Annotated in this window: 22 protein-coding genes, 1 tRNA gene and 1 pseudogene; 8 read left to right on the top strand and 16 right to left on the bottom strand. The window is 58.8% G+C overall.

What is annotated here, in order from left to right; all coding sequences use genetic code 11:
• The first annotated feature begins 180 nt into the window (after positions 1 to 180).
• Positions 181 to 1,317 (top strand): glycosyltransferase, encoded by a 1,137-nt coding sequence (locus ALFI_RS13455; protein WP_014776221.1) that lies wholly within the window; start codon positions 181 to 183, stop codon positions 1,315 to 1,317.
• Between the two features lie 376 nt (positions 1,318 to 1,693).
• Here the strand turns inward: ALFI_RS13455 and ALFI_RS13460 are convergent.
• The 5 genes and pseudogenes from ALFI_RS13460 to era form a co-directional block, all read right to left on the bottom strand.
• Positions 1,694 to 3,352 (bottom strand): annotated as a pseudogene (locus ALFI_RS13460) (AMP-binding protein).
• A 3-nt stretch (positions 3,353 to 3,355) separates the two neighbouring features.
• On the bottom strand, positions 3,356 to 3,910 hold the full coding sequence (locus tag ALFI_RS13465) for a helix-turn-helix domain-containing protein (RefSeq protein WP_014776222.1): 555 nt from the start codon (positions 3,908 to 3,910) through the stop codon (positions 3,356 to 3,358).
• A 307-nt stretch (positions 3,911 to 4,217) separates the two neighbouring features.
• Positions 4,218 to 5,606 carry an MFS transporter gene (locus ALFI_RS13470; protein WP_014776223.1) on the bottom strand — a complete coding sequence of 463 codons (1,389 nt, stop codon included), beginning with the start codon at positions 5,604 to 5,606 and terminating at the stop codon, positions 4,218 to 4,220.
• Positions 5,607 to 5,627: 21 nt separating this feature from the next.
• A complete protein-coding gene (locus ALFI_RS13475; protein ID WP_014776224.1) occupies positions 5,628 to 7,616 on the bottom strand; it encodes a tetratricopeptide repeat protein in 1,989 nt (662 codons plus the stop codon).
• Between the two features lie 54 nt (positions 7,617 to 7,670).
• Positions 7,671 to 8,552: a GTPase Era gene (gene era, locus ALFI_RS13480; RefSeq protein WP_009598058.1), complete on the bottom strand. Its 882-nt coding sequence runs from the start codon at positions 8,550 to 8,552 to the stop codon at positions 7,671 to 7,673.
• 166 nt (positions 8,553 to 8,718) lie between these two features.
• Between era and ALFI_RS13485 the strand changes: the two genes are divergently transcribed.
• Positions 8,719 to 9,399: a nitroreductase family protein gene (locus ALFI_RS13485; protein ID WP_229100509.1), complete on the top strand. Its 681-nt coding sequence runs from the start codon at positions 8,719 to 8,721 to the stop codon at positions 9,397 to 9,399.
• A gap of 110 nt (positions 9,400 to 9,509) precedes the next feature.
• Here the strand turns inward: ALFI_RS13485 and ffh are convergent, their stop codons facing one another.
• A complete protein-coding gene (gene ffh / locus ALFI_RS13490) occupies positions 9,510 to 10,835 on the bottom strand; it encodes a signal recognition particle protein (protein ID WP_014776226.1) in 1,326 nt (441 codons plus the stop codon).
• 162 nt (positions 10,836 to 10,997) lie between these two features.
• On the opposite strand from ffh, the gene ALFI_RS13495 reads away from it, so the two are divergent.
• Complete coding sequence (locus ALFI_RS13495) at positions 10,998 to 11,720, top strand: hypothetical protein (protein WP_014776227.1); 723 nt, start codon at positions 10,998 to 11,000, stop codon at positions 11,718 to 11,720.
• 66 nt (positions 11,721 to 11,786) lie between these two features.
• Here ALFI_RS13495 and ALFI_RS13500 read toward each other — a convergent pair whose 3' ends face one another.
• The gene (locus tag ALFI_RS13500; RefSeq protein ID WP_009598013.1) at positions 11,787 to 12,362 is read right to left on the bottom strand and encodes a DUF4294 domain-containing protein; all 576 of its coding nucleotides are present in this window, start codon (positions 12,360 to 12,362) and stop codon (positions 11,787 to 11,789) included.
• A gap of 71 nt (positions 12,363 to 12,433) precedes the next feature.
• Here ALFI_RS13500 and ALFI_RS13505 point away from each other — a divergent pair, with 71 nt between their 5' ends.
• From ALFI_RS13505 to ALFI_RS17500, 3 genes are read left to right on the top strand one after another with little or no spacing between them, the layout of a single operon-like run.
• Complete coding sequence (locus ALFI_RS13505) at positions 12,434 to 12,808, top strand: thioesterase family protein (RefSeq protein ID WP_009598069.1); 375 nt, start codon at positions 12,434 to 12,436, stop codon at positions 12,806 to 12,808.
• A gap of 2 nt (positions 12,809 to 12,810) precedes the next feature.
• Entirely contained in the window at positions 12,811 to 13,350 is a 540-nt protein-coding gene (locus tag ALFI_RS17495) for a VanW family protein (RefSeq protein WP_227042165.1), read from the top strand.
• Entirely contained in the window at positions 13,350 to 13,673 is a 324-nt protein-coding gene (locus ALFI_RS17500) for a hypothetical protein (RefSeq protein WP_227042164.1), read from the top strand. The genes ALFI_RS17495 and ALFI_RS17500 overlap by 1 nt, the downstream gene beginning before the upstream one ends.
• A gap of 67 nt (positions 13,674 to 13,740) precedes the next feature.
• On the opposite strand, the gene nhaD is transcribed toward ALFI_RS17500, so the two are convergent.
• The 3 genes from nhaD to ALFI_RS13525 all read right to left on the bottom strand — a co-directional run bounded on the left by nhaD (position 13,741) and on the right by ALFI_RS13525 (position 16,050).
• Positions 13,741 to 15,078: a sodium:proton antiporter NhaD gene (gene nhaD, locus ALFI_RS13515; protein ID WP_009597990.1), complete on the bottom strand. Its 1,338-nt coding sequence runs from the start codon at positions 15,076 to 15,078 to the stop codon at positions 13,741 to 13,743.
• A 10-nt stretch (positions 15,079 to 15,088) separates the two neighbouring features.
• The gene (locus ALFI_RS13520; protein ID WP_009598089.1) at positions 15,089 to 15,589 is read right to left on the bottom strand and encodes a hypothetical protein; all 501 of its coding nucleotides are present in this window, start codon (positions 15,587 to 15,589) and stop codon (positions 15,089 to 15,091) included.
• Between the two features lie 80 nt (positions 15,590 to 15,669).
• Positions 15,670 to 16,050, bottom strand: coding sequence for a hypothetical protein (locus tag ALFI_RS13525; protein WP_227042163.1), 381 nt, complete (start codon positions 16,048 to 16,050; stop codon positions 15,670 to 15,672).
• Positions 16,051 to 16,167: 117 nt separating this feature from the next.
• Between ALFI_RS13525 and ALFI_RS13530 the strand changes: the two genes are divergently transcribed.
• A tRNA-Gln gene (locus tag ALFI_RS13530) sits at positions 16,168 to 16,238 on the top strand.
• A gap of 102 nt (positions 16,239 to 16,340) precedes the next feature.
• Here the strand turns inward: ALFI_RS13530 and ALFI_RS17180 are convergent.
• The 6 genes from ALFI_RS17180 to ALFI_RS13555 form a co-directional block, all read right to left on the bottom strand.
• Positions 16,341 to 16,487 (bottom strand): hypothetical protein, encoded by a 147-nt coding sequence (locus ALFI_RS17180; protein WP_014776230.1) that lies wholly within the window; start codon positions 16,485 to 16,487, stop codon positions 16,341 to 16,343.
• 17 nt (positions 16,488 to 16,504) lie between these two features.
• Positions 16,505 to 16,756 (bottom strand): GlsB/YeaQ/YmgE family stress response membrane protein, encoded by a 252-nt coding sequence (locus tag ALFI_RS13535; protein ID WP_014776231.1) that lies wholly within the window; start codon positions 16,754 to 16,756, stop codon positions 16,505 to 16,507.
• Positions 16,757 to 16,823: 67 nt separating this feature from the next.
• On the bottom strand, positions 16,824 to 17,072 hold the full coding sequence (locus tag ALFI_RS13540; protein ID WP_014776232.1) for a TIGR03905 family TSCPD domain-containing protein: 249 nt from the start codon (positions 17,070 to 17,072) through the stop codon (positions 16,824 to 16,826).
• A 406-nt stretch (positions 17,073 to 17,478) separates the two neighbouring features.
• Positions 17,479 to 17,799 (bottom strand): preprotein translocase subunit YajC, encoded by a 321-nt coding sequence (yajC, locus tag ALFI_RS13545; RefSeq protein WP_009598011.1) that lies wholly within the window; start codon positions 17,797 to 17,799, stop codon positions 17,479 to 17,481.
• A gap of 72 nt (positions 17,800 to 17,871) precedes the next feature.
• Positions 17,872 to 18,285, bottom strand: a complete 414-nt coding sequence (locus tag ALFI_RS13550) for a DUF1573 domain-containing protein (protein ID WP_014776233.1) — start codon at positions 18,283 to 18,285, stop codon at positions 17,872 to 17,874.
• A gap of 6 nt (positions 18,286 to 18,291) precedes the next feature.
• Entirely contained in the window at positions 18,292 to 19,227 is a 936-nt protein-coding gene (locus ALFI_RS13555) for a transcription antitermination protein NusB (protein ID WP_009598045.1), read from the bottom strand.
• Positions 19,228 to 19,309: 82 nt separating this feature from the next.
• On the opposite strand from ALFI_RS13555, the gene ALFI_RS13560 reads away from it, so the two are divergent.
• A complete protein-coding gene (locus ALFI_RS13560; protein ID WP_014776234.1) occupies positions 19,310 to 20,587 on the top strand; it encodes a BaiN/RdsA family NAD(P)/FAD-dependent oxidoreductase in 1,278 nt (425 codons plus the stop codon).
• The last annotated feature ends 2 nt before the right edge of the window (positions 20,588 to 20,589 follow it).

The following is a 20,589-nucleotide window of genomic DNA, read 5'->3' on the forward strand; positions in this document are numbered from 1 at the left end:
CCGGGCCGGATCCCGTTTTTTAATCGTATATGCGTTTCTGCCCTCTGCGGCACGGGAAGTCCCCGCTTCGGCGGGGATTTTCCGTGCCTGCGGGCGGCCGATCCGCCGATGCGCCCTCTGCGTCGGCGATAAAGAGCGGGAAAACGGTTGCCATGTCGCATATTTTCCTATATTTGTACTATGAAAATTACGATTTTAGGACCTGCGCACCCCTACCGCGGGGGATTGGCTTCGATCATGGAGATCATGGCCCGCACGTTCCGGCTGCGGGGCAATGAGGTCGATATCAAAACCTTCACGCTGCAATATCCTTCGCTGCTCTTCCCCGGCAAGAGCCAGACCGTCGATACGCCGCCTCCCGCCGACCTCGACATCTGCCGGTGCGTCAATACGGTCAATCCCTTCAACTGGCTCCGCGTGGGCCGGCGCATTCGCCGGGAGCGGCCCGACTTCGTGCTGATGAAGTACTGGACGCCCTTCATGGCGCCCTGCTTCGGCACCATCGCGCGCATCGCGCGCGGCAACGGCCATACGAAGGTCCTCTGCCAGATCGACAATGTCGAGCCGCATGAACGCCACCTGACCGATAAGCCCTTCAACCGTTACTACCTGCGGGCCGTGGACGGCTTCGTCTATATGTCCGAGCAGGTGCACCGCGAACTGGAAGCCTACAGCAAGGCTCCGGCACTCTTCTCGCCGCATCCGCTGTTCGAAAATTTCGGCGAGCGGGTGGCGCGCTCCGAAGCGTGCGTCCGGCTGGGGCTCGATCCTGCGGTGGGTTACGCGCTGTTTTTCGGCCTGATCCGCGATTATAAGGGACTCGATCTGCTGCTCGATGCGTGGGCCGAATTGAAACGCGCGGGGCGCGCCGAAGGGCGCAAACTCATCGTCGCCGGCGAGTTCTACACCCCGAAGGAGCGTTACCTGCGTCAGATCGCCGACAACGGCTTGCAGGACGACGTGATTCTTCACGACCGCTTTATTCCCGACGAGCAGGTGAAATACTATTTTTCGGCCGCCGATTTCGTCGTGCAGCCCTATAAAACGGCCACGCAGAGCGGCGTGACGCAGATCGCCTATCAGTTTTGCGTTCCGATGGTCGTCACCGATGTCGGGGGGCTGGCCGAGATCGTGCCCGACGGACGGGTAGGGTATGTGTGCGAACCGACGGCGCGGGGCGTCGCCGAAGCCGTTGCGAAGATGTACGAGGGTGACGCGATCGAGCGTTTCCGACTGAACTGCATCGAGGAGCGCAAGCGTTTTTCGTGGGAAGAGATGTGCAGCCGCATCACGGAGCTGTACGAACGGGTCCGCTGATCGGCAGGTCCGCTGATCCTGCGAGTCCGCTGATCCCGCGGGGCATTGGGATGCGGGCCGCATCGAGTCGTTGCGGAGCGTATCGAGATGCTGGCGCGGGCGTGCCTTAATCGTAGCTGCCCTCCGAACCCAAAAAAACACGATCGCCCGAAACATTTGTTTCAGGCGATCGGAATAGAAAGAGGGGTGTATCTCGCGGCGGAGCCGGACCTCGGTCGCAGGAACAGCGCCCGGCCAAGTTCCCGAACTGCAGCCCGAAAACTCCGGGTAACCCGAAAACTCCGGGCAACCCTGCAGATTCCGGGCAATTCAGCAAGGTGCTGGTATCCGGCTGGCTCCGGAAATCTGCCGGCGGATAGGTCCGCCCCGGCGGGGATTACCGTTTTTCATCCCCGTTGCGAATCTCCTTGCGTCGGATTTTGCCGCTGATCGTCTTGGGCAACTCCTCCACGAATTCGATGATGCGCGGATACTTGTAGGGCGCCGTGATCCGCTTCACGTGGTTCTGCAGCTCTTTGATCAGCGCTTCCCCGGCCTGCGTCCTGTACTTTTCGCCGAGGATGATCGTCGCTTTGACCACCTGTCCGCGGATTTCGTCGGGCACGCCCGTAATGGCGCACTCCACCACGGCGGGGTGGGTCATCAGCGCGCTCTCCACCTCGAAGGGGCCGATGCGGTAGCCCGAACTCTTGATCACGTCGTCGGCACGTCCCACGAACCAGAAATAGCCGTCCTCGTCGCGCCATGCCACGTCGCCCGTGTAGTAAACTCCGTCGTGCCAGACTTCGCGCGTGAGTTCGTCGTTCAGGTAGTACTCCTTGAACAGCCCCAGCGGTTTTCCCTTGTCGGTGCGGATTACGATCTGCCCCTGTTCGCCGTCCTCGGCCGAACGTCCGTCGGGCGTCAGCAGGTCGATTTCGTACTGGGGGTTGGGCACGCCCATGCTGCCGGGCTTCGGCTACATCCACGGGAATGTGGCGAGCGTGAGCGTCGTTTCGGTCTGCCCGAAACCCTCCATCAGCCGGACGCCCGTCAGCTGCTTGAAGGTGTCGTAGACGGCTCCGTTCAATGCTTCTCCGGCCGTGGTGCAGTATTCGAGCGACGAGAGGTCGTATTTCGAGAGGTCTTCGCGGATCAGAAAGCGGTAGATCGTGGGTGGGGCGCACAGCGAGGTGATGCGGTACTGTTCGATCTTGTGCAGGATGTCCGCCGGCGTAAATTTCTCGTGGTCGTAGACGAAAATATTGGCCCCGGCCAGCCATTGCCCGTACAGCTTGCCCCAAGCGGCCTTCGCCCATCCCGTGTCGGCGATCGTCAGGTGCAGGCTCCCGTCGTGCAGGTTGTGCCAGAAACACCCCGTGCTGATATGCCCCAGCGGATAGGTGAAGTCGTGCGCCACCATTTTAGGTTCGCCCGTGGTTCCCGATGTGAAGTACATCATCATGATATCGTCGTTGGCGTTCACCCGCTGCGGACGCACGAAAGGGGCGGCGTTTGCGATTCCCGCGTGGAAATCGAGGAATCCTTCGGGAATTTCCGGCCCGACGCTTATCAGCAGTTCGGTCGTCGGGCTTTCCGGCATGGCCGCCGCCACGTGGTCGGTGATCACCCGTTCGCCCGCCGCGACGATCGCCTTGATTCCGGCCGTGTTGCACCGGTACACGACGTCTTTCTTGGTCAGCAGGTGAGTCGCCGGAATCACGACCGCCCCCAGCTTGTGCAGGGCGAGGATCGAAAACCAGAATTCGTATCTCCGTTTGAGAATCAGCATCACCACGTCGCCCTTTCCGATGCCGAGACGCTGGAAATAGGAGGCCGTGCGGTCGGTCTCCCGCTTCATGTCGGCGAACGTGAACTGAATCTCCGCACCCTGATCGTTTGTCCAGAGCAGCGCTTTCCGGTCGGGCTGTTCCTCCGCGTAGGCGTCCACCACGTCATACGCGAAGTTGAAATTCTCCGGGACGCGGATATGCAGGTTCTTTCTGTAATCCTCCTGCGAGCGGAAGGCCGTTTGCTGTAAGAATCTCTCTACCATAGCTTACATGATTATCGCCAGAAAGCGGACCGGCCGCCCGTCGAGCGCCTTCATTCCGTGCGGCAGGCTGGAATCGAAATAGAGACTGTCACCGACGTTCAACATCAATTCTTTCCCGTTCAGGCTCAGCAGCAGACGCCCTTCGAGCACGTAGTTCATCTCCTGCCCCTCGTGACTGTTCAGGTGCATCGGGGCGTCGGCCGGAGTGGGTTCTACCGTCACGATGAAAGGATCGGCTTTCCGGTCGCGGAATCCCGACGCCAGCGCTTCGTACTTGTAGGCTTTGCGCCGTTCGACCGACACGCCCGCACCCGCACGGGTGATGAAATAGGCGTTCATCTTGGGCTCTTCGCCGAACATGAGCACGTCCAGACTGATTCCGTAACGGCGGGCTATGGTCTGCAGGACGTTTACCGAGATGTCGCTTTCGCCGCTCTCCAGCGCCATATACTCTTCGACCCGGAGATGACAGCTCTCCGCCACCTCCTGCGCCGAGAGTTCGAGCACTTCGCGCAATCCGCGCAGGCGGTTGGCGATTGATTTGATGGGATCACACATTGTTTTTTCGTTTTAATCGAACAAACCGTATCCGCCCCGCTTCCGCCGGGTGCGAAGTCTGAAGTAACAAACTGTAAGTTCGTTACGCTGATTTTTACGTTTTATCCTGTCTGTTTTAACCTAACAACTTGGTTGTAAATATAGTAAAAAATATTACTAACAGCAACCTTCGGCTGTTTTTCTCTCCCTCGATGCGGTGCCGCCGCTTCGGCACTGTACGATTAACGGGCTATGTAGCAGTAAATTATAAAGGGCCGCCGTGCATCGCACGACAGCCCTTCCTCTTCATTTACTTATCGTAGTTTGGCTACTTCTTGATATTGGGCAGTTCAAGCCCGTAATGTTTCCTGCGGTCCTCGGCTTTGAGCCATATGCCGAGCAGCATGGCGACGACGCCGCAGCTTGCGAAGATCACCATCGGAAGCGTATAGTTGTAGGCTGTACCGTCGATATGGCCGGGGTTGCTGAATTTGAGCGCATAGCCGATCACGGCCGGGAAGAGGCACAGCCCGATGTTCTGAATCCAGAAGATCAGCGAGTATGCCGAACCCAGATAGCGGGTCTCCATGATCTTGGGAACCGAGGGCCAGAGGGCCGCGGGAACCAGCGAGAACGAGATGCCGAGAATGATGATCGCGCCGTAGGCGATCAGCGTGCTCGGATAGGCCGGAAGTACGAAGGCGAAGATCAGGTGGCAGACCGTCATCAGAATTGCACCGAAGATCAGCATCGTAGCGCCCTTGCCCTTATGGTCGAGGTAGCTGCCGAGCAGTGGCGTGATGGCCGCGGCGCCCATCGGGAACCAGCGGAAGATGTCGGCGGCCGTCTGGGCCGAGACGCCGAGGTTGCTCTCCAGCATGTTCGTGGCGAAACGCTGGAAGGGGAAGATCGCCGAGTAGTAGAGCACGCAGAGCATGGCGACGATCCAGAAGACCTTGCTGCCGAATATTTTGCCGAGGTCGCTGACGCGGAACTCCTCTTCCGAGCTGTTGTTGCCTTTGGCGTCGAGTCCCAGCTGTTTGTCCAGCTTGCGGTCCATGAACGTAAAGACCACGTAGGTCAGCAGGCCGATCAGCAGCAGCAGGGTGCAGAACGCCACCGGACGTACGACCGTTGCCGGCGCCATGTTGGCCAGCCACGGCGAGATGGTGAACACGGCGAATACGCCCACGCGGGCGATGGCCATTTCGAGTCCCATGGCCAGTGCCATCTCCTTGCCTTCGAACCATTTGGCGATGGTCTTCGATACGGTGATGCCGGCCATCTCCATGCCGCAGCCGAAGATCATGAATCCCAGCGATGCGAGTTTGGCGCTGCCCGGAAACGATACCCACCAGCTGTTGAGCCACGTTTCGATGCCCGAACCGATGAAGGCGTCGCTCACTCCGTAATACTTGATGCTGGCGCCGATGAACATCAGGGACGCCGAGAGCACTCCCGTGAAGCGTATGCCCATCTTGTCGAGGATGATGCCCGCCAGAATCAGGAATCCGAAGACGTTGAAAATGAACTCCGAGCTTCCGTACATGCCGAAGACGTCGGGCGTCCAGCCGCGCTGGGCCTCGATCATGCTCTGCAGCGGCGACATCATGTCTACGAACATGTAGCCGAAGAACATCGTCAGCGCGATCAGAATCAGCGCCGTCCAGCGGACGAATGCCGAATCGTTGAGTTTTCGTTGGATAATTTCCGTCATAGTTATTTGATTTGAGTTAGCTTACTTCTCCGTCGGCGCGTAACGTTTCAGCACCTCGTAAGCCTCGACGATACCCAGTTCGCCGGCCTTCGAAATGTCGAGACACCCTTTGCGCGTGTCCTTCATGAATATCTGTATGATGCCGCGGTTGTAATACGCCTCGGCGAAATTGGGGTTGAGTTCGATGGCCTTCGTGTAGTCTTCGAACGCTTCGGGCAGGCTTCCCGACAAGGCCCGCAGGTTCGCACGGTTGTAGTAGCTGTAGGCCAGATCGGGGAAGAGCTTGATGGCCTTGTTCAGGTCGGCTACCGCCTCGTCGTAGCTGTACGTGCGTTTGCTGTTGTTGTTCAGCCGGTTCGCCGGGTCCGAGTCGATGGTGATGCGCTGGTAGGAGTTGTCGATCGACGAGATGAAGTCGATCATCTCGGCGCGCGTGGTCGAGCGGTTCAGGTAGAGGAACGGGTTGCTCGGATTCAGCTCGATGGCCGACGAGAAGGTATTGACGGCATTGGTGTACTGCTTGATGAGCGCCTGCGAGACGCCGCGCTCGAAGAGCACCGTCCACGAGGTTTCCGCCGCTTTCAGCTCCTCGACATACTGCTTGTCGAGCATCACGAGCGTGTCGGGTGCAATGTTGGTTTCGCGCCACGAAAGCGTCAGGAATTCGTTGTCCACGCGTTTCTTGAAGTCTTCGACGCGCTGCACGTGGTAACGCTCCACGGCCGGCACGGTGTCGGGGCGCATCAGCGTGAATTTGAACAGCGGCAGCAGGCGCATCTCTTCGCGTCCGCCGTTGTGGCCCGTCACGCGGTCGAAACTGCCGCCTGAGAATTTGCTGTCGAATGACAGCAGGCGGTCGAAGCGCTGCGTCGTATCGGCGAATATCGAATAGGTGCTGTCGCTCAGGCGCGAGCGGTATTCCGCGATTTTCTTCTGCGCCGTGTCGCGGTCCTTCTTGGCGCCCTGCGGGTCGCGCAGCAGCTCGCGCAGGCGGCCGCGGTAGATATAGGCGTTGGCGAAGTCGGGATAGAGCTTGATGGCCGAGGTATAGTCCTCGGCGGCTTTTTCGATCTCGCCCAGCTGGGCGTATACGCCCGCGCGGTTGTAGTATACCAGCACGTTGTTGGGCGAATAGAGCGCCACTTTGTCGTAATCCTCCAGTGCGCGGTTGTAGTCGCCGATCTGCGTGCGCAGCATGGCGCGGTTGAAGTAGGTCAGCGAGTTGGTCGAATCGAGCTGGATCACCTTGTCGAAGTCCGACAAGGCCAGCATCGGGCGGTTGGTGTTCGAGTAGACCAGTGCCCGGTTGAAGTATGACAGCAGGTAGGTCGAGTCGCACTCGATCGCCTTGTTGAAGTCGGCTTCGGCTTCGGGATAACGCTTCTGCTCCATGTAGAGACCGCCCCGGCGGTTGTAACCGTTGGGGTTCTCGCGGTTGGTGCGGATGGCGGTGTTGAAATTGTCGTAGGCGCGGACCGTGTCCTTGAGATGCAGGTAACTCAGGCCGCGGCAGATAAAGGCGTCGGCGACCTTGTTCTCCTGACGGATGAACTTGTCGAAATCGTCGATGGCCTCGGTGAACTGCTGGTTCAAAAGACGCGTGACGCCGCGGCTGTAATAGGGTCCCGGCAGGTCGGGACGCAGCTCGATGGCTTCGCGGAAGTCCTGCAGCGCGTCGTCGTAGTTGCCCAGCCGCGAGCGGGTGATGGCGCGGTAGGTGTAGGCCTGCGTGTAGACCGGATTCATGCGGATCGCGGTCGAGAAATCGGCTTCGGCGCCCAGCAGGTCGTCGAGGTTGTATTTGGCGATGCCGCGCAGGAAATAGCCTTCGAAGGCGTTTTCGTCGAAACGCAGCAGGGTGTTGAGCGTGCGGATGGCCTCTTGGTAATCGTTGTTCATCATGCACGAACGTCCGACCCAGAAAAAATATTCCCGGTTGTATTGTGCATACGATTTCGTCCCGCACATCAGCGCGGCGGCAAGGGCGATTCCCAAGATATATTTACGCATTTTCCGACTCACTTGTCCCTCTAACGTTCTTTTCGGGCTGTTTATTATTCCGGTTTATTCCAATTCATATCCGAAACGGCGCAGCTGGCGCTCGTTGTTGCGCCAGTCGTCGCTTACCTTGACGAAAAGCTGCAGGAAGACCTTCTTGCCGAGGAACTCCTCCATGTCCTCGCGTGCGGTCTGTCCCACACGCTTGAGCTTTTCGCCCTTGTGGCCGATCAGTATGCCTTTCTGCGAGTCGCGGGCGACGTAGATCGTCGCGGCGATGCGGTCGATCGTCGGTTCCTCCCTGTAGCTGTCGATCTCGATTTCGCAGCAGTAGGGGATCTCCTTGTCGTAGAATTTGAGGATCTTTTCGCGGATGATTTCCGATGCGAAGAAACGCAGCGTCTTGTCCGTCAGCGTCTCTTTCGGGTAGAACGCCGGACCTTCGGGCAGCAGGGCGAGGATGGTTTTGAACAACCCCTCGATATTGAAGTTTTCCTTGGCCGATGCGGGTACGATCTGCGCTTCGGGCAGCTCCTGTCGCCACTTGTCCACCAGCGCGTCGAGCGCTTCGGGCGTCGAGAGGTCGATCTTGTTGATCACCACGACGGTCGGAATGCCGCTTTCCCGGATGCGGCCGATGATTTCGGCCGAACGGTCGCCCTGCTCCACGGTGTCGGTGACGTAGAGGATGACGTCGGCGTCGGTCACGGCGCCGGTCACGAATTTCATCATCGACTCCTGCAGTTTGTAACTGGGTTTGAGGATGCCCGGCGTGTCGGAGTAGACGATCTGGAAATCTTCGCCGGAGACGATGCCCATGATGCGGTGGCGCGTGGTCTGCGCCTTGGAGGTGATGATCGACAGTTTTTCGCCGACCAGAGCGTTCATCAGTGTCGATTTTCCGACATTGGGATTTCCGATGATATTTACAAAGCCCGATTTGTGCATTTTCTTTCTGGGATATGATCCGGACAAAGGTAACGATAAAATGCACCCCCTCCAAACACGGGAACGATTAATTTACCCGGCATTTTTCCCGATTGGACCCGTCCTGCCGCATTTCCCGATTTTTTCGTTTATATTTGCCGTAAGTGAAATCCCGATGCAACCGCCTATGAAAACCTCGAAAACTCTCTTTTTCCTGCTCGGCGCCCTGCTGGCGGCCCTGCTGACGTGGTGGCTGGCCGGCGACAAACAGGCCGCCGCCGGCACCTCCGCCGTTGGAATGCCAGCTGCGGGAATCTCTGCCGCCGGACTGCCGGCCGCGGGGGAGCGGAGCGCCCTCGACGTGATTGCGACGCGCACGAGCGTTCGCGCCTACCGGGACTGTCCGGTAGGGGCCGATACGGTCGAACTGCTGCTGCGTGCGGCGATGGCCGCGCCTTCGGCCATGAACCGCCAGCCGTGGGTCTTCGTGGTCGTGGACGACAAGGCGCTGCTCCAAAAATTTGCCGACTCCCTGCAATACGCCAAGATGGCGGCATCGGCGCCGCTGGCGGTCGTCGTCTGCGCGGACCTCACCCGCAATCCGGGCGCTTCCGGCGACTGGTGGGTGATGGACGCTTCGGCCGCTTCCGAGAACCTGCTTCTCGCAGCGCATGCCGTGGGGCTGGGGGCGGTGTGGACGGGCGTATATCCCCGCAGCGAGCGGGTGAAGGCCGTTCGCAGTATTCTGGGACTGCCGGGGTCCGTCGTACCGCTGAACGTGATTCCGATCGGGTATCCGGCCGAGACCCCGGAGCCTAAACAGAAATGGAATCCGGACAACATCCGTTATAACGGCTGGACGGAGTAGCCCGGTCCGAATTTAAAAATCCCTGCACCGAATCGGTCGTGCAGGGATTTTCTGATTTTGTTTCGGAAACTTCGGATTTTCCGGGACGGCGGGACGGCTTGTCGTCTGAATTACCGCCGCATGCCGGGCATCTTCGGCATCTTCATACCGCCTCCGGCCACGGCCTTCATCATCTTGCGGGTGTCCTCGAACTGCTTCATCAGACGGTTCACGTCGGCCATCGTCGTGCCGCTGCCTTTAGCGATGCGTTCGCGGCGGCGGGCATTGATGATTTCGGGGCGTTCGCGCTCGGCGGGGGTCATCGACGAGATGATCGCCTCGGTCTGCTTGAAGACGTCGTCCGGAATGTCCACGTTCTTGAGCATCTTGCCCATGCCGGGAAGCATCGACGCAAGGTCTTTCAGGTTGCCCATCTTCTTGATCTGCTGGATCTGGCCGATGAAGTCGTTGAAATTGAACTGGTTCTTGACCAGCTTCTTTTTCAGCTTGCGGGCCTCCTCCTCGTCGAACTGCTCCTGCGCGCGCTCCACGAGCGACACCACGTCGCCCATGCCCAGAATACGGTCGGCCATACGTTCGGGGTGGAAGACCTGCAGGGCGTCCATCTTCTCGCCGCTCGAAATGAATTTCAGCGGTTTGTTGACGACCGAACGGATCGAGATCGCGGCGCCGCCGCGGGTGTCGCCGTCGAGTTTGGTGAGCACCACGCCGTCGAAGTCGAGCCGGTCGTTGAACTCCCGTGCCGTGTTCACGGCGTCCTGACCCGTCATGGCGTCCACGACGAAGAGCGTTTCCGAGGGTTTCACGGCGGTTTTGATGGCCGTGATCTCCTGCATCATCGCCTCGTCTACGGCCAGACGTCCGGCGGTATCGACGATCACGACGTTGAACGCGTGCTGGCGTGCGTATTTTATGGCGTTTTCGGCGATCTGCACCGGGTCTTTGCTGCCCTCTTCGGTATATACCTCGACGCCGATCTGCCCTCCGAGCACCTTCAGCTGGTCGATGGCTGCCGGACGGTAAACGTCGCCGGCGACCAGCAGTACCTGCCGGCCTTTCTTGCTCTTGATGAACGAAGCCAGCTTGCCTGAGAAAGTGGTTTTACCCGAACCCTGAAGACCCGCGATCAGAATCACGGCGGGATTGCCCTCCAGCCGGATGTCCGTCGCCGTGCCGCCCATCAACAGGGCCAGCTCGTCGCGTACGATCTTGGTCATCATCTGGCCGGGCTTCACCGCCTTCAATACGTCCTGCCCCAGCGCCTTCTGCTTCACTTCGTCGGTGAACGACTTGGCTACCTTGTAGTTGACGTCGGCGTCGATCAGCGCACGGCGAATCTCCTTGAGGGTTTCGGCGATGTTGATCTCCGTGATGCGGCCCTCGCCTTTGAGGATTTTGAACGACCGTTCGAGTTTATCCGTTAAATTTTCAAACATAGGTCTGCGAAATTTTGCCCACAAAGATAACGAATAATTCACAAAGAGCAAGGGCCGCGGCAATTTTCGGCGCCGCTGCCGCCGCCGACCGCACTTTTCGGCGTAAATGTTTGGCAGTCCGGCCTATTGTGCTACCTTTGTGACCGAAGCAAACTATGCATTATGAAAAAAACAGCTTTTGCGGTACTCCTCGCGCTTCTGTGTTGCGTCAGCGGGGCGGCCCAGACTCCCGACGAATGGCAGCCCCCGAAGGGCCTGCCCTACGGCAACGAAATCGGCATCCGCTACGGCGCCCAGATCCAGCTCGGCAACGGCGGCCGGCTTTCGCCCGACCTGCAGGCGTTCAGCATCGACTATGCCCGCTACAACTACTACAACATCGGCTTCCGCACGGGTCTGAACGTCTTTCTGGACTCCGACGTCTTCGACTACTATTCCATCCCGATGCAGTTTACATGGCGGACGGGACGTATGGTGTCGGCATGGCGCAGAAGCAGGGACGAAGGCTATCCGAACAACGACCCTTATGGCAACGATTATTACGGGTATTACGGGGAGAGCAAACCCGACTGGGGCAGTGCGTTCCTCACCACGCTGTTCTCGATTCTCCCCTCGGCGTTCGAAGTGCATACGGGTTTCACACCGGGCATGATGTTCGGGCCGCTGAGCCTTCCGCCCTATGACGGGGGATTTCTCGTCAGACACCGCTTCAGCTGTACTTTCGATGTCGGCGCGCGGCTGATTATTCCCATCTGGCGGTTCAATCTCTACGGAGATTTCACCTACCATTGTTATATTACGGATAATTTCGGATTCCGATACGGAGACTTCCGTCCGACCCGCTCCTATATGGGCGTCGGCGTCGGCCTGTCGTTCAACTTCTGACCGGATTGCCGGGTCGCCGCAATCCGGTTGCCCAGCCGTCGCAGCCCGGTTGCCCCAGCCGGTCGCTTACCGCAGCAGTCCGGCTTCGTAATAAATTACGATCTGTTCGATCATCCGGTCTTCGTTCTGCTTGTCGTATTCCGACTTGAGGTTCTGTCCGAAGATGCGCGACACGCCCTGCCAGAATCCCGCCACGAAGCCGCCCCGGAACTCCTTCAGCACCTCGTAGGCGGTGTATTCCGTTTCGCGGTCGATCAGTTTCAGCAACACTTTGCCCTGCGTGCGGGTCATGTGCTTCAGCACCGGCGTATACTCCTCCTTGATTTGGTTGTAAACCTGTCTGATATAGGCTTTCTGCGCCTTCTTCGTCGGCAGGCGGCACAACTCCTCCTCCATGGCCGCCATCTTGGCTTTGGCGATCCGGGCGATGGGGTAGACCTTCTTCACGGCATCGACCAGCTTGCGGTAGCGGCGCAGGTCCACCGGGCGGCTAAATACGTAAACCGGAAGAATGTGCACCAGCGGCACGGAGTCGCCCTTTTCCACGCACCACTCCTGATGCCAGAAGCCGCGGCCTCCCTGCGCCTGCGCTCCGGGGAGTGCGGCGGCCAGCGTTATCAGAAGCAGAAGCCACTTTTTCATGTCCGTAAAAAATTGTTACCTTTGCGAAGGTAATTATTTATCGGTTAAACGTCATACGCCAGAACGATATTATGCTCGAAAAAGGATTGTCGGCCCAGAGCCGCACTACGGTAACGAACGAAAATACGGCCGCCGCGATGGGATCGGGCGACCTGCCCGTATTCGCCACGCCTTCGATGGTGGCGCTGATGGAAAACGCCGCCATGACAGCCGCGGCGGCCGCATTGCCTGCCGGCTCGACGACCGTGGGCGCGGAGATGAACGTCACCCATATCAAACCTTCGGGGCTGGGCGCCGAAATCACCGCGACGGCCGTGCTGACCGAAGTCGAGGGACGCAAGCTGACTTTCAACGTCGGCGCGCGCGACGCCGGGGGGATGATCGGCGAGGGCGTGCATATCCGCTATGTCGTGGACTGCGAGAAGTTCATGGCCAAACTGGGCTGACCGTGGACCGACCAAGTGCCGAACCTCGGCGCCGCAGCCGCTTCCGTCTGTGGTGCGGACGTCTCTGGTACACCTGCCTGCGTTACGGGTTGTGGTACTTCGGCGGCCTGCGTTTCGCCCGTAAATCCGGCTCTCCGAGCTGCGACTATTCGCACTTCCGGCACCGGACGCCCTTGCTGCGCAGGCTGAAGGACGTCGACATGCAGTACCAATACAACAAGATCACCAATCTCCGGCTGGCCGCGGCGCGTCTCGACGGCGTGGTGCTGCGTCCGGGCGAGACGTTCAGCTATTGGCGGCTGATCGGACGTCCCTCCCGCCGCAAGGGCTATCTCGACGGCATCGTTCTTTTCTGCGGCACGTTCCGCCCCGGAGTCGGCGGCGGACTCTGCCAGATGTCCAACCTGATCTTCTGGATGACGCTCCATACGCCGCTGACCGTTGTCGAGCGTTACCGCCATTCGTACGACGTATTTCCCGACTGCGGCCGCACCAGCCTTTCGGAAGCGGCGCGACCTGCGTTTATCCCTACCGCGACCTGATGATCCGCAACGATACGCAGACGACTTTCCGCCTGCATGTCACCGTAGGCGGCGAGTTCCTCGAAGGGGAGTGGCGCGCCGACCGGCGGCCGGAATACTCCTACCGCGTGGTCGAACGGGATCACTGCATGCAGAGCGAATACTGGGGCGGATACAGCCGCCACAACAAGCTCTACCGCGAGGTGTACGACGCCGAAGGCCGCTGCGTCGATGTGCAGTACGTCACCCGCAACGACGCGCTGATGATGTATTCGCCGTTCCTTGCGGAGAACGCTCAGCCCGGAAAACGGCCGGCCGACAATCAGCGGCCCGGCTATGAATAACCGCCTGTAAATGAAAAGGGCGCAGGGGAAAATCCTCCGCGCCCTTTTTCACATCGCTCCTCTCCGGTCATAGCCCGATCAGCAGGTGTTCGAGCAGGATGACCAGAATGCCCGACAGATAGCCGACGAACGCCAGCAGCGTGATTTTCTTGAAGTACCACGCGAAGTTGATCTTTTCCAGCCCCATCGCCACGACGCCCGCCGCCGAACCGATAATCAGCAGACTGCCGCCCACGCCTGCGCAGTAGGTCAGCAGGTGCCAGAACAGTCCGTCCTGCACGAACGACTGCATGTAGGCCGGATCGGCGCTGGCCGCAACCGCCGCCGCGTCCATGACCGGATACATGCCCATACATGCGGCCACCAGCGGTACGTTGTCGATGACCGACGAAAGCACGCCGATGACGCCCGCGATCGTGAAGACCTCGTGCACCTGCTTGTCGAGCCAGTTGGCCACGTCGGTCAGCACGCCCGCGCTCTGCAGTGCGGCCACCGACATCAGGATGCCGAGGAAGAAGAGAATCGTCGGCATGTCGATATGCTTGAGCACTTTCGAAACGCGGCATTTGATCGACTCCTCGATGCCGCGTTTGCGGTCGTAGATGATCTCCGTCAGCACCCACATCACGCCCAGCGAAACCATCATGCCCATGTAGGGCGGCAGGTGGGTGATGCTCTTGAATACGGGTACGAACAGCAGGCTGAGGACGCCCGTGACGAGGATGAACTTGCTCAGCCGCGGACCCACGCCCTTGGGCAGCTCCGCTTCGAACGCGCTTTCGTCCACGGGGGCCGCGTCTTCGTTGCCCACGTAGCGCATCGCGATCGCCGTCGGGATGATTACCGATACGATGCACGGCACGAAGAGCGTTCCCATCAGGGCCGCCGCAGTGACGTTGCCGCGCATCCAGAGCATGATCGTCGTCACGTCGCCGATGGGCGACCATGCGCCGCCGCTGTTGGCCGCGATGACGATCAGGCTGGCGAAAATCCAGCGCTCCTTCTGATCCGCAATGATTCGCCGCAGCAGCATTACCATGATGATCGTCGTGGTCATGTTGTCCAGCGCCGCCGACATGAAAAACGTGATGATGGCCAGCAGCCACATCAGCTTGTGCTTGTTGCGGGTGGTAATGTGGTCGGTGATGACGTTGAAGCCGCCGTGCGTGTCGATCAGATCGACGATGGTCATGGCTCCGATCAGGAAAACCAAGATTTCGCACGTGTCGCCCAGATGGTCTACCATCTCGTGGCTGATGTTGCTGTCGTGTCCCCACAGGCTGAAAACCGTCCATATCGCGCCGCACATAAGCAGTGCGATGGCCGATTTGTCCACTTTTACCTTATGCTCCAGCGCGATGAACGTGTAACCCACCACGAAGAGCAGAATCATTGTCAGAATCATGCTTTATGTGTTAAAAATCATATTCTCCGGCGCGGAAGACCTTGATCTCCCCGGTCGGCTGCCGGTTCATCAGCACCTGCGCCGCAATAAGCGAGCCGCTGTCCGTCCGGTAGCAGATGACCTGAGCCGCGGGCTGGTAGCTGCGGGGCAGATTCTGCAGTACCGCAAAGTTGCCGCATTCGATCGCCGACTGCACTTTGGGCAGATCGTGCGCCTCGAAGGAGTATTCCGAGCGGTAGAGCCGCTCGCGGCTCCGCTTCTCGACCGGGGCCGACGAATCGCCGAACAGCCGGTAGCAGATCATCACGATGCCCGTGCAAAGGATGCAGGAGCTGATCAAAAGGTTCCACTGTGACAGCATGTCGTTCTCGGTAAAGAGACTGGCATGGGAGTTGGCCCACAGCAGGGTGATGCTGCCTGCCGTCAGCACGATGCCTAATGACGGGTTGTAACGGCGGCATGCAATTTCGGGCGATGCGGAATAAATCGCATCATCGATCATATTTTTCATTGATGAGTTTTCGTTTGGTGAAAGATTCGTGAAAGTATTGTCCGCATGTAGGAGCGTGCGGTTCGAACGTGAATCCTCCGCTAAATGATGATCCTCCTCAAATAATAAATATACCGATCGGCCCTGCGTATGCTGGGCGGGCGTACGCCGCATTTTCCGACAGCCGGTGCGGCCGGGTGCGGATTGCCTGCGCAGGCGTACCCGCGGGTCCCCGCCACGATGAAATTCTCCGCGTGGCGGACGCTTCGTCCTGCGCCCTGTTCCGCTCCCGAAAGCTGGGTGCAGCCCGTGCAGGCGGTAGCCAGCAGGGGTGCGTTGTCGGTCTCGAAACGTTCGCTGTCGGCCTGCGAGAGAACGGCGGCGGTGATTTCGGTCCGGAGCGTACGGGACTGACTCTCCCCGGCGGCGTTTACCGTCGCCGCCGCCCAGCACAAAGCCAATATCATCAACCACTGTTTCATCCTTGCAAAAGTAATAAAATTATACCGACTATGCACCTTGATTTGCAGCATTTTTCGCTTCCGGAATTGTATTTTGGGAAAATTTGCTTATCTTTGTGCCGCTTTCGAGCAACGGATTGAGCTGTGGTGTAATGGTAACACAGCAGATTTTGGTTCTGTCGTTCCAGGTTCGAGTCCTGGCAGCTCAACTCACACAAAGGGAGACTTTCGAGGTCTCCCTTTTGTGTTATCGCGCTGTCCATCAGCTGTCTACACCAGTCCGGCACGGCTTTTGCCGGAGGGTTCCGGCGTCATTTCCCGGATTTCTCCGGCTCCGGATTTTCGTCGTCCGTTCCGCCGCACTGCGTCGCATTGTCGAGCATGCCGGTCAACAGTTCCATCGTTTCGATATTTTCCGCCTCTGCGGTGTCGGTCTTGTCGGTTTTCAGTGTGTCCATGATCGAATGATTTAGGTTTATCGGATTTTCTTGCGCGTTATGACGGCGGCGATCCACAACAGCGCGACGGCGCCGATGACCGAAGTCGCCAGACTGCCGAGCGAACCTATCGGCGCAGGTCCTACGGGCGAGAAGAGCCAGCCTCCCAGCACGCCGCCGACGAGTCCTACGATAAGGTTGATGATGAGCCCTGAGCCGTCGCCCTTGACGATGAGGTTGGCGATCCATCCGGACGCCAGACCTAGCAGGAGGTACCAGACAAAATACATAGATTTCCAGTTTTGATCTTATGTACCTGCCGCGTGCAAAATTCGTTCCCGATGTTGCGCCGGGGCGCTAAAGCGCCTGTTTCAGCGCTTTTGCCAACTGGTCGGGGCACGACGTGCCCTTGCCGCGGCAGTCGATGCCTTCGAGCCGCGCGACGGCATCTGCGGCTTTCATGCCGCGTACGAGCGCGGCGATGCCCTGCGTGTTTCCGGAACAGCCGCCCGTGAAGGTTACGCTGCGGATAACGCCCTCTTCCAGTTCGATGTCGATTTGCCGGGAACAGGTCCCGACGGTGGGATAGGATATGTGCTGGGTCATGGTGTCTGATATGAAAATTCGACCGCAAATATAGCAATAAACGGCGAAACGGGAAATCTTTTCTGAATGTAGGGGAGGTGCTTTCGCGGCCGCGGCTGTTGCGGGAATGCGCCGACCTGTCGACCTGCGGATCGTCTGGCTGGCTGGCTGGCTGGCGCTTGACCGGTGGATCGGCGGCCGAAGGGCCGAAGATCGGCGTGTCTCTTTGTGTGAAGGGCCTAAAAAAACATTGCCGAAAAGGGGGTAATCTGTAAGAGGCGCTTAAAAGATTCCCCCCCCCTCGACAATGTTATTGGGATCGTGCCCGGATTGCTCCGGTTGCTGGTGCAAATATAGGGATAAATTCCTAACCGACAAACAAAAAAGCTGCAAAATTTGCAGCTTTTTCTGTTTTCGCGTATTCTGTTTACTGACGCTGGAGGTCGCTGTTGTCGGCTACCACCATGTTCTTGTCGATGCGCAGCGTTACGTTGCCGTCCACTTCGATCAGCAGGGTGGTCTCCTTGATCTCCTTTACCGTGCCGTAGATACCGCCGGCGGTGATGACCTTGTCGCCCTTTTTCAGCCCGTCGCGGAAAGCCTGCATCTGCTTGCGGCGCTTGGCTTCGGGACGCCACATGAAGAGCCATAAAACCAGCACCATGAGGCCGATCATAATGATGAAACTGTACTGCTGCATGAAACCCGGCTGGGGTTCTACGGGCGGCACCTGAAGAAAATTGATCATACGTCGTTATGTTTTAGTGTTTAATTTCTGTAACGGGACAAATATACGAAATATTGTCGAATACGCAACTATTTATTCCACTTCGGCTTCGATAAACAGCCGGAGGGGACTGCGTGCCCCGGCGAACGAGACGTCGAGCGTCTTGAGCTGCCAGCCCCATTCGCCCCTTGCGTCGAAAGTGAGCGTCACCTGCTGCGCATCGCCGGCGTTAATCGGCTGATTGTCATATTCGAGCGTCGTGCATCCGCAGCTGCGGCCGTATTTGGCGATGACGACCGGTCCGCTTGTCTCGTTGGCCAGCCACAGACGCAGCTGGGCGATTTCGCCCGAATGCAGGCGTCCGAAACGCACGGTGTCCGTACCTCCCGTGTCGAGAATCTTGTCCGTGAGGGTGATAATCCGGCCTTTGCGTTCGGTCTTCACCTGCCGGGCGCCGCATGCCGCGAGCGACGCGGCCAGAAGCAGCAACAGACAGACACGCAGCATCGGACCTCAGATCAGGCCGCGGCCCGCTTTCTTGATGCGGCCTTCGGCGGTGAGCGAATCGACGATCTTGTCCAGCACGCCGTTGATGAAAGTGCTGCTGCCGGGTGTCGAGTAGTATTTCGAAATCTCGATGTACTCGTCGAGCGTCACCTTGACCGGAATCGACGGGAACGAGGTCAGTTCGGCCATCGCCGTGCCGATGATGAGGTTGTCCATGAAGACGATGCGCTCCACGTCCCAGTTGGAGGTGAATTTCTCGATATAATCCTGATAGGAGTCGTAATTGACGAGCGATTTTTCGAACAGCGTCCGGACGAACTGCGGGTCCTCGTCGCTCTTGAATTTCGCGGGAACCTTCAGCTCCGTGTGCGTCGGGCGCAGGTTCGAGAGCGAACGCAGGATCATCATCACGATATAGGGCAGGTCGTCGCTCCAGAGGATCGACATCTCCTCCAGCACGTTGTCCAGCGGTTCGCAGCTCTGAAGCTCCTTGAAGAAGTCTTCGAGCAGTTTGCGGTCGTCGGCGAACGAACGCTCCGGACGCGCCATGTAATCCTTGAAGTAGTCGCTTTCGGTCAGCTGGGTGTAGAGCGTGCGTATCAACTCCGGATACCGCGTCCAGTTCAGCTTGCGGGCCGCCGCATAGTCGTTCACCGCGTCGCTGTTGGCGATTACGCGGATGATCTGGTTGTCGACGAATTTGGTGTTGGGGTTGAGGTCTTCGTGTGTCGGCAGTTTTTTCTGCTTGGCCAGCTCCTGACGCTGTTCGGCGTAACGGGCGATTTCCACGGGCAGGATCAGTATCTGGAAGTAGAGGTCGTAGGCCTTGTCGACGGACGTCATCAGCGTTTTCTCGGACGCAATCATGTTGTCTGCACCCGATTTGAGGTGCGCGAACAGCGCTTTGACGACCTTAATACGAAGTAATCTTCTGCTCAACATATCTTTTAGAACGGTTTTAACGGCCGCAAAGATAGAAAAATTTTTCCGTAAAGAAAGAATTATTGCCTATCTTTGCGGTCGTATGGAGCAATTGGAAGAAAAAGAGATCATACCGTACGACGTCATCGTCGTCGGTGCGGGGGCTGCGGGCATGATGGCCGCAGGAACCGCCGCGCGCAACGGAAAACGTGTGCTGCTCATCGAGAAGATGGAGAAATCGGGCCGTAAGGTCCGCATCACGGGCAAGGGCCGCTGCAACGTCACCAACGCCCGCCCTGCCGAGGAGTTCGCCTCGCAGGTGCGGATCAATGCGGAGTTTTTCGCGCCGGCCTTCGCCGAGTTCAACAACCGCGCCGCCATCCGCTTCTTCGAGAGGGCGGGCGTGAAGCTCGAAATCGAGCGCGGCGAACGGGTCTTTCCCAAAAGCGGCAAGGCGTGGGACATCGCTACGGCCCTGTTGGAATATTGCTTCGAGAACGGCGTCAAAATCATATACAATACGCGCGTCACCGGGATTATGACCTTGGGCAGCAAGGTCTTCGGCGTCCGCTATATCAACAAGCGCGGTTTCGAACGCAAGGAGGAGTGCCCGAACGTCATCGTCGCTACGGGAGGGCTTTCCTATCCCGCGACGGGTTCCACGGGCGACGGATACGCCTTCGCATCCGACTTGGGGCACTCCGTAGAGCCGGTGCGCCCTTCGCTGACGCCGCTCGTCTCGTCGCATCCGCAGATCAAATACCTCGACGGCCTTCTGCTGCGCAACGTCCGGGCGACGCTTTGGATCGACGACCAGCCCGTGCGCGAGGAGTTCGGCGAACTGGGATTCTCGCAGCGCGGCATCGAGGGCGCCGTGGCGCTGCGGATGAGCCGCGACGCGGTGGATGCGCTGATCGACCAGCGGCGCGTGAAACTGGTCGTGGACCTCAAACCCGCGCTTACCGAAGAGGTGTTGCGCGAGCGGATCGCGCGCGAGATCGCCGATATGGAGCCGACCGAGTTTTTCACCGAACTGCTGCGTAAGCTGGTTCCGAAGCCGCTCGTCTTGACTCTTGTGCATGAAATGGACGTCAACGGCAAGAATTACGTCAGCAAAATCACCGAAGAGCAGATCGGCCGCCTGATAAAGACGCTCAAGGGATTCACCTTCCCGCTTACGGATTATGCGCCGTTCGAATATGCCGTCGTTACGGCCGGCGGCGTCTGCTGCGACGAGGTGAACCCCTATACGATGGAGTCGCTGAAGGTCCGGGGACTTTACTTTGCGGGCGAGGTGCTGGACCTCGACGCCAATACGGGCGGATACAACCTGCAGATCGCCTTTTCGACAGGCCGTCTGGCGGGCATGCTGAAAAAATAGGG

It is taken from the genome of Alistipes finegoldii DSM 17242 (assembly GCF_000265365.1).
Classification (GTDB): domain Bacteria; phylum Bacteroidota; class Bacteroidia; order Bacteroidales; family Rikenellaceae; genus Alistipes; species Alistipes finegoldii.

Bases quoted from the DNA above. Each gene is read 5' to 3' on its own strand.
- ALFI_RS13560 (WP_014776234.1), top strand. From the start codon at position 19,310: ATGGAGCAATTGGAAGAAAAAGAGATCATACCGTACGACGTCATCGTC.
- ALFI_RS13525 (WP_227042163.1), bottom strand. From the start codon at position 16,050: ATGAAACAGTGGTTGATGATATTGGCTTTGTGCTGGGCGGCGGCGACG.
- nhaD (WP_009597990.1), bottom strand. From the start codon at position 15,078: ATGATTCTGACAATGATTCTGCTCTTCGTGGTGGGTTACACGTTCATC.
- ALFI_RS17180 (WP_014776230.1), bottom strand. From the start codon at position 16,487: ATGGACACACTGAAAACCGACAAGACCGACACCGCAGAGGCGGAAAAT.
- ALFI_RS13535 (WP_014776231.1), bottom strand. From the start codon at position 16,756: ATGTATTTTGTCTGGTACCTCCTGCTAGGTCTGGCGTCCGGATGGATC.
- ALFI_RS13470 (WP_014776223.1), bottom strand. From the start codon at position 5,606: ATGACGGAAATTATCCAACGAAAACTCAACGATTCGGCATTCGTCCGC.
- yajC (WP_009598011.1), bottom strand. From the start codon at position 17,799: ATGATCAATTTTCTTCAGGTGCCGCCCGTAGAACCCCAGCCGGGTTTC.
- ALFI_RS13495 (WP_014776227.1), top strand. From the start codon at position 10,998: ATGAAAAAAACAGCTTTTGCGGTACTCCTCGCGCTTCTGTGTTGCGTC.
- ALFI_RS13485 (WP_229100509.1), top strand. From the start codon at position 8,719: ATGAAAACCTCGAAAACTCTCTTTTTCCTGCTCGGCGCCCTGCTGGCG.
- ALFI_RS13505 (WP_009598069.1), top strand. From the start codon at position 12,434: ATGCTCGAAAAAGGATTGTCGGCCCAGAGCCGCACTACGGTAACGAAC.
- ALFI_RS13555 (WP_009598045.1), bottom strand. From the start codon at position 19,227: ATGTTGAGCAGAAGATTACTTCGTATTAAGGTCGTCAAAGCGCTGTTC.
- ALFI_RS17500 (WP_227042164.1), top strand. From the start codon at position 13,350: ATGATCCGCAACGATACGCAGACGACTTTCCGCCTGCATGTCACCGTA.
- era (WP_009598058.1), bottom strand. From the start codon at position 8,552: ATGCACAAATCGGGCTTTGTAAATATCATCGGAAATCCCAATGTCGGA.
- ALFI_RS13540 (WP_014776232.1), bottom strand. From the start codon at position 17,072: ATGACCCAGCACATATCCTATCCCACCGTCGGGACCTGTTCCCGGCAA.
- ALFI_RS13500 (WP_009598013.1), bottom strand. From the start codon at position 12,362: ATGAAAAAGTGGCTTCTGCTTCTGATAACGCTGGCCGCCGCACTCCCC.
- ALFI_RS13455 (WP_014776221.1), top strand. From the start codon at position 181: ATGAAAATTACGATTTTAGGACCTGCGCACCCCTACCGCGGGGGATTG.
- ALFI_RS13475 (WP_014776224.1), bottom strand. From the start codon at position 7,616: ATGCGTAAATATATCTTGGGAATCGCCCTTGCCGCCGCGCTGATGTGC.
- ALFI_RS13465 (WP_014776222.1), bottom strand. From the start codon at position 3,910: ATGTGTGATCCCATCAAATCAATCGCCAACCGCCTGCGCGGATTGCGC.
- ffh (WP_014776226.1), bottom strand. From the start codon at position 10,835: ATGTTTGAAAATTTAACGGATAAACTCGAACGGTCGTTCAAAATCCTC.
- ALFI_RS13550 (WP_014776233.1), bottom strand. From the start codon at position 18,285: ATGCTGCGTGTCTGTCTGTTGCTGCTTCTGGCCGCGTCGCTCGCGGCA.
- ALFI_RS13520 (WP_009598089.1), bottom strand. From the start codon at position 15,589: ATGAAAAATATGATCGATGATGCGATTTATTCCGCATCGCCCGAAATT.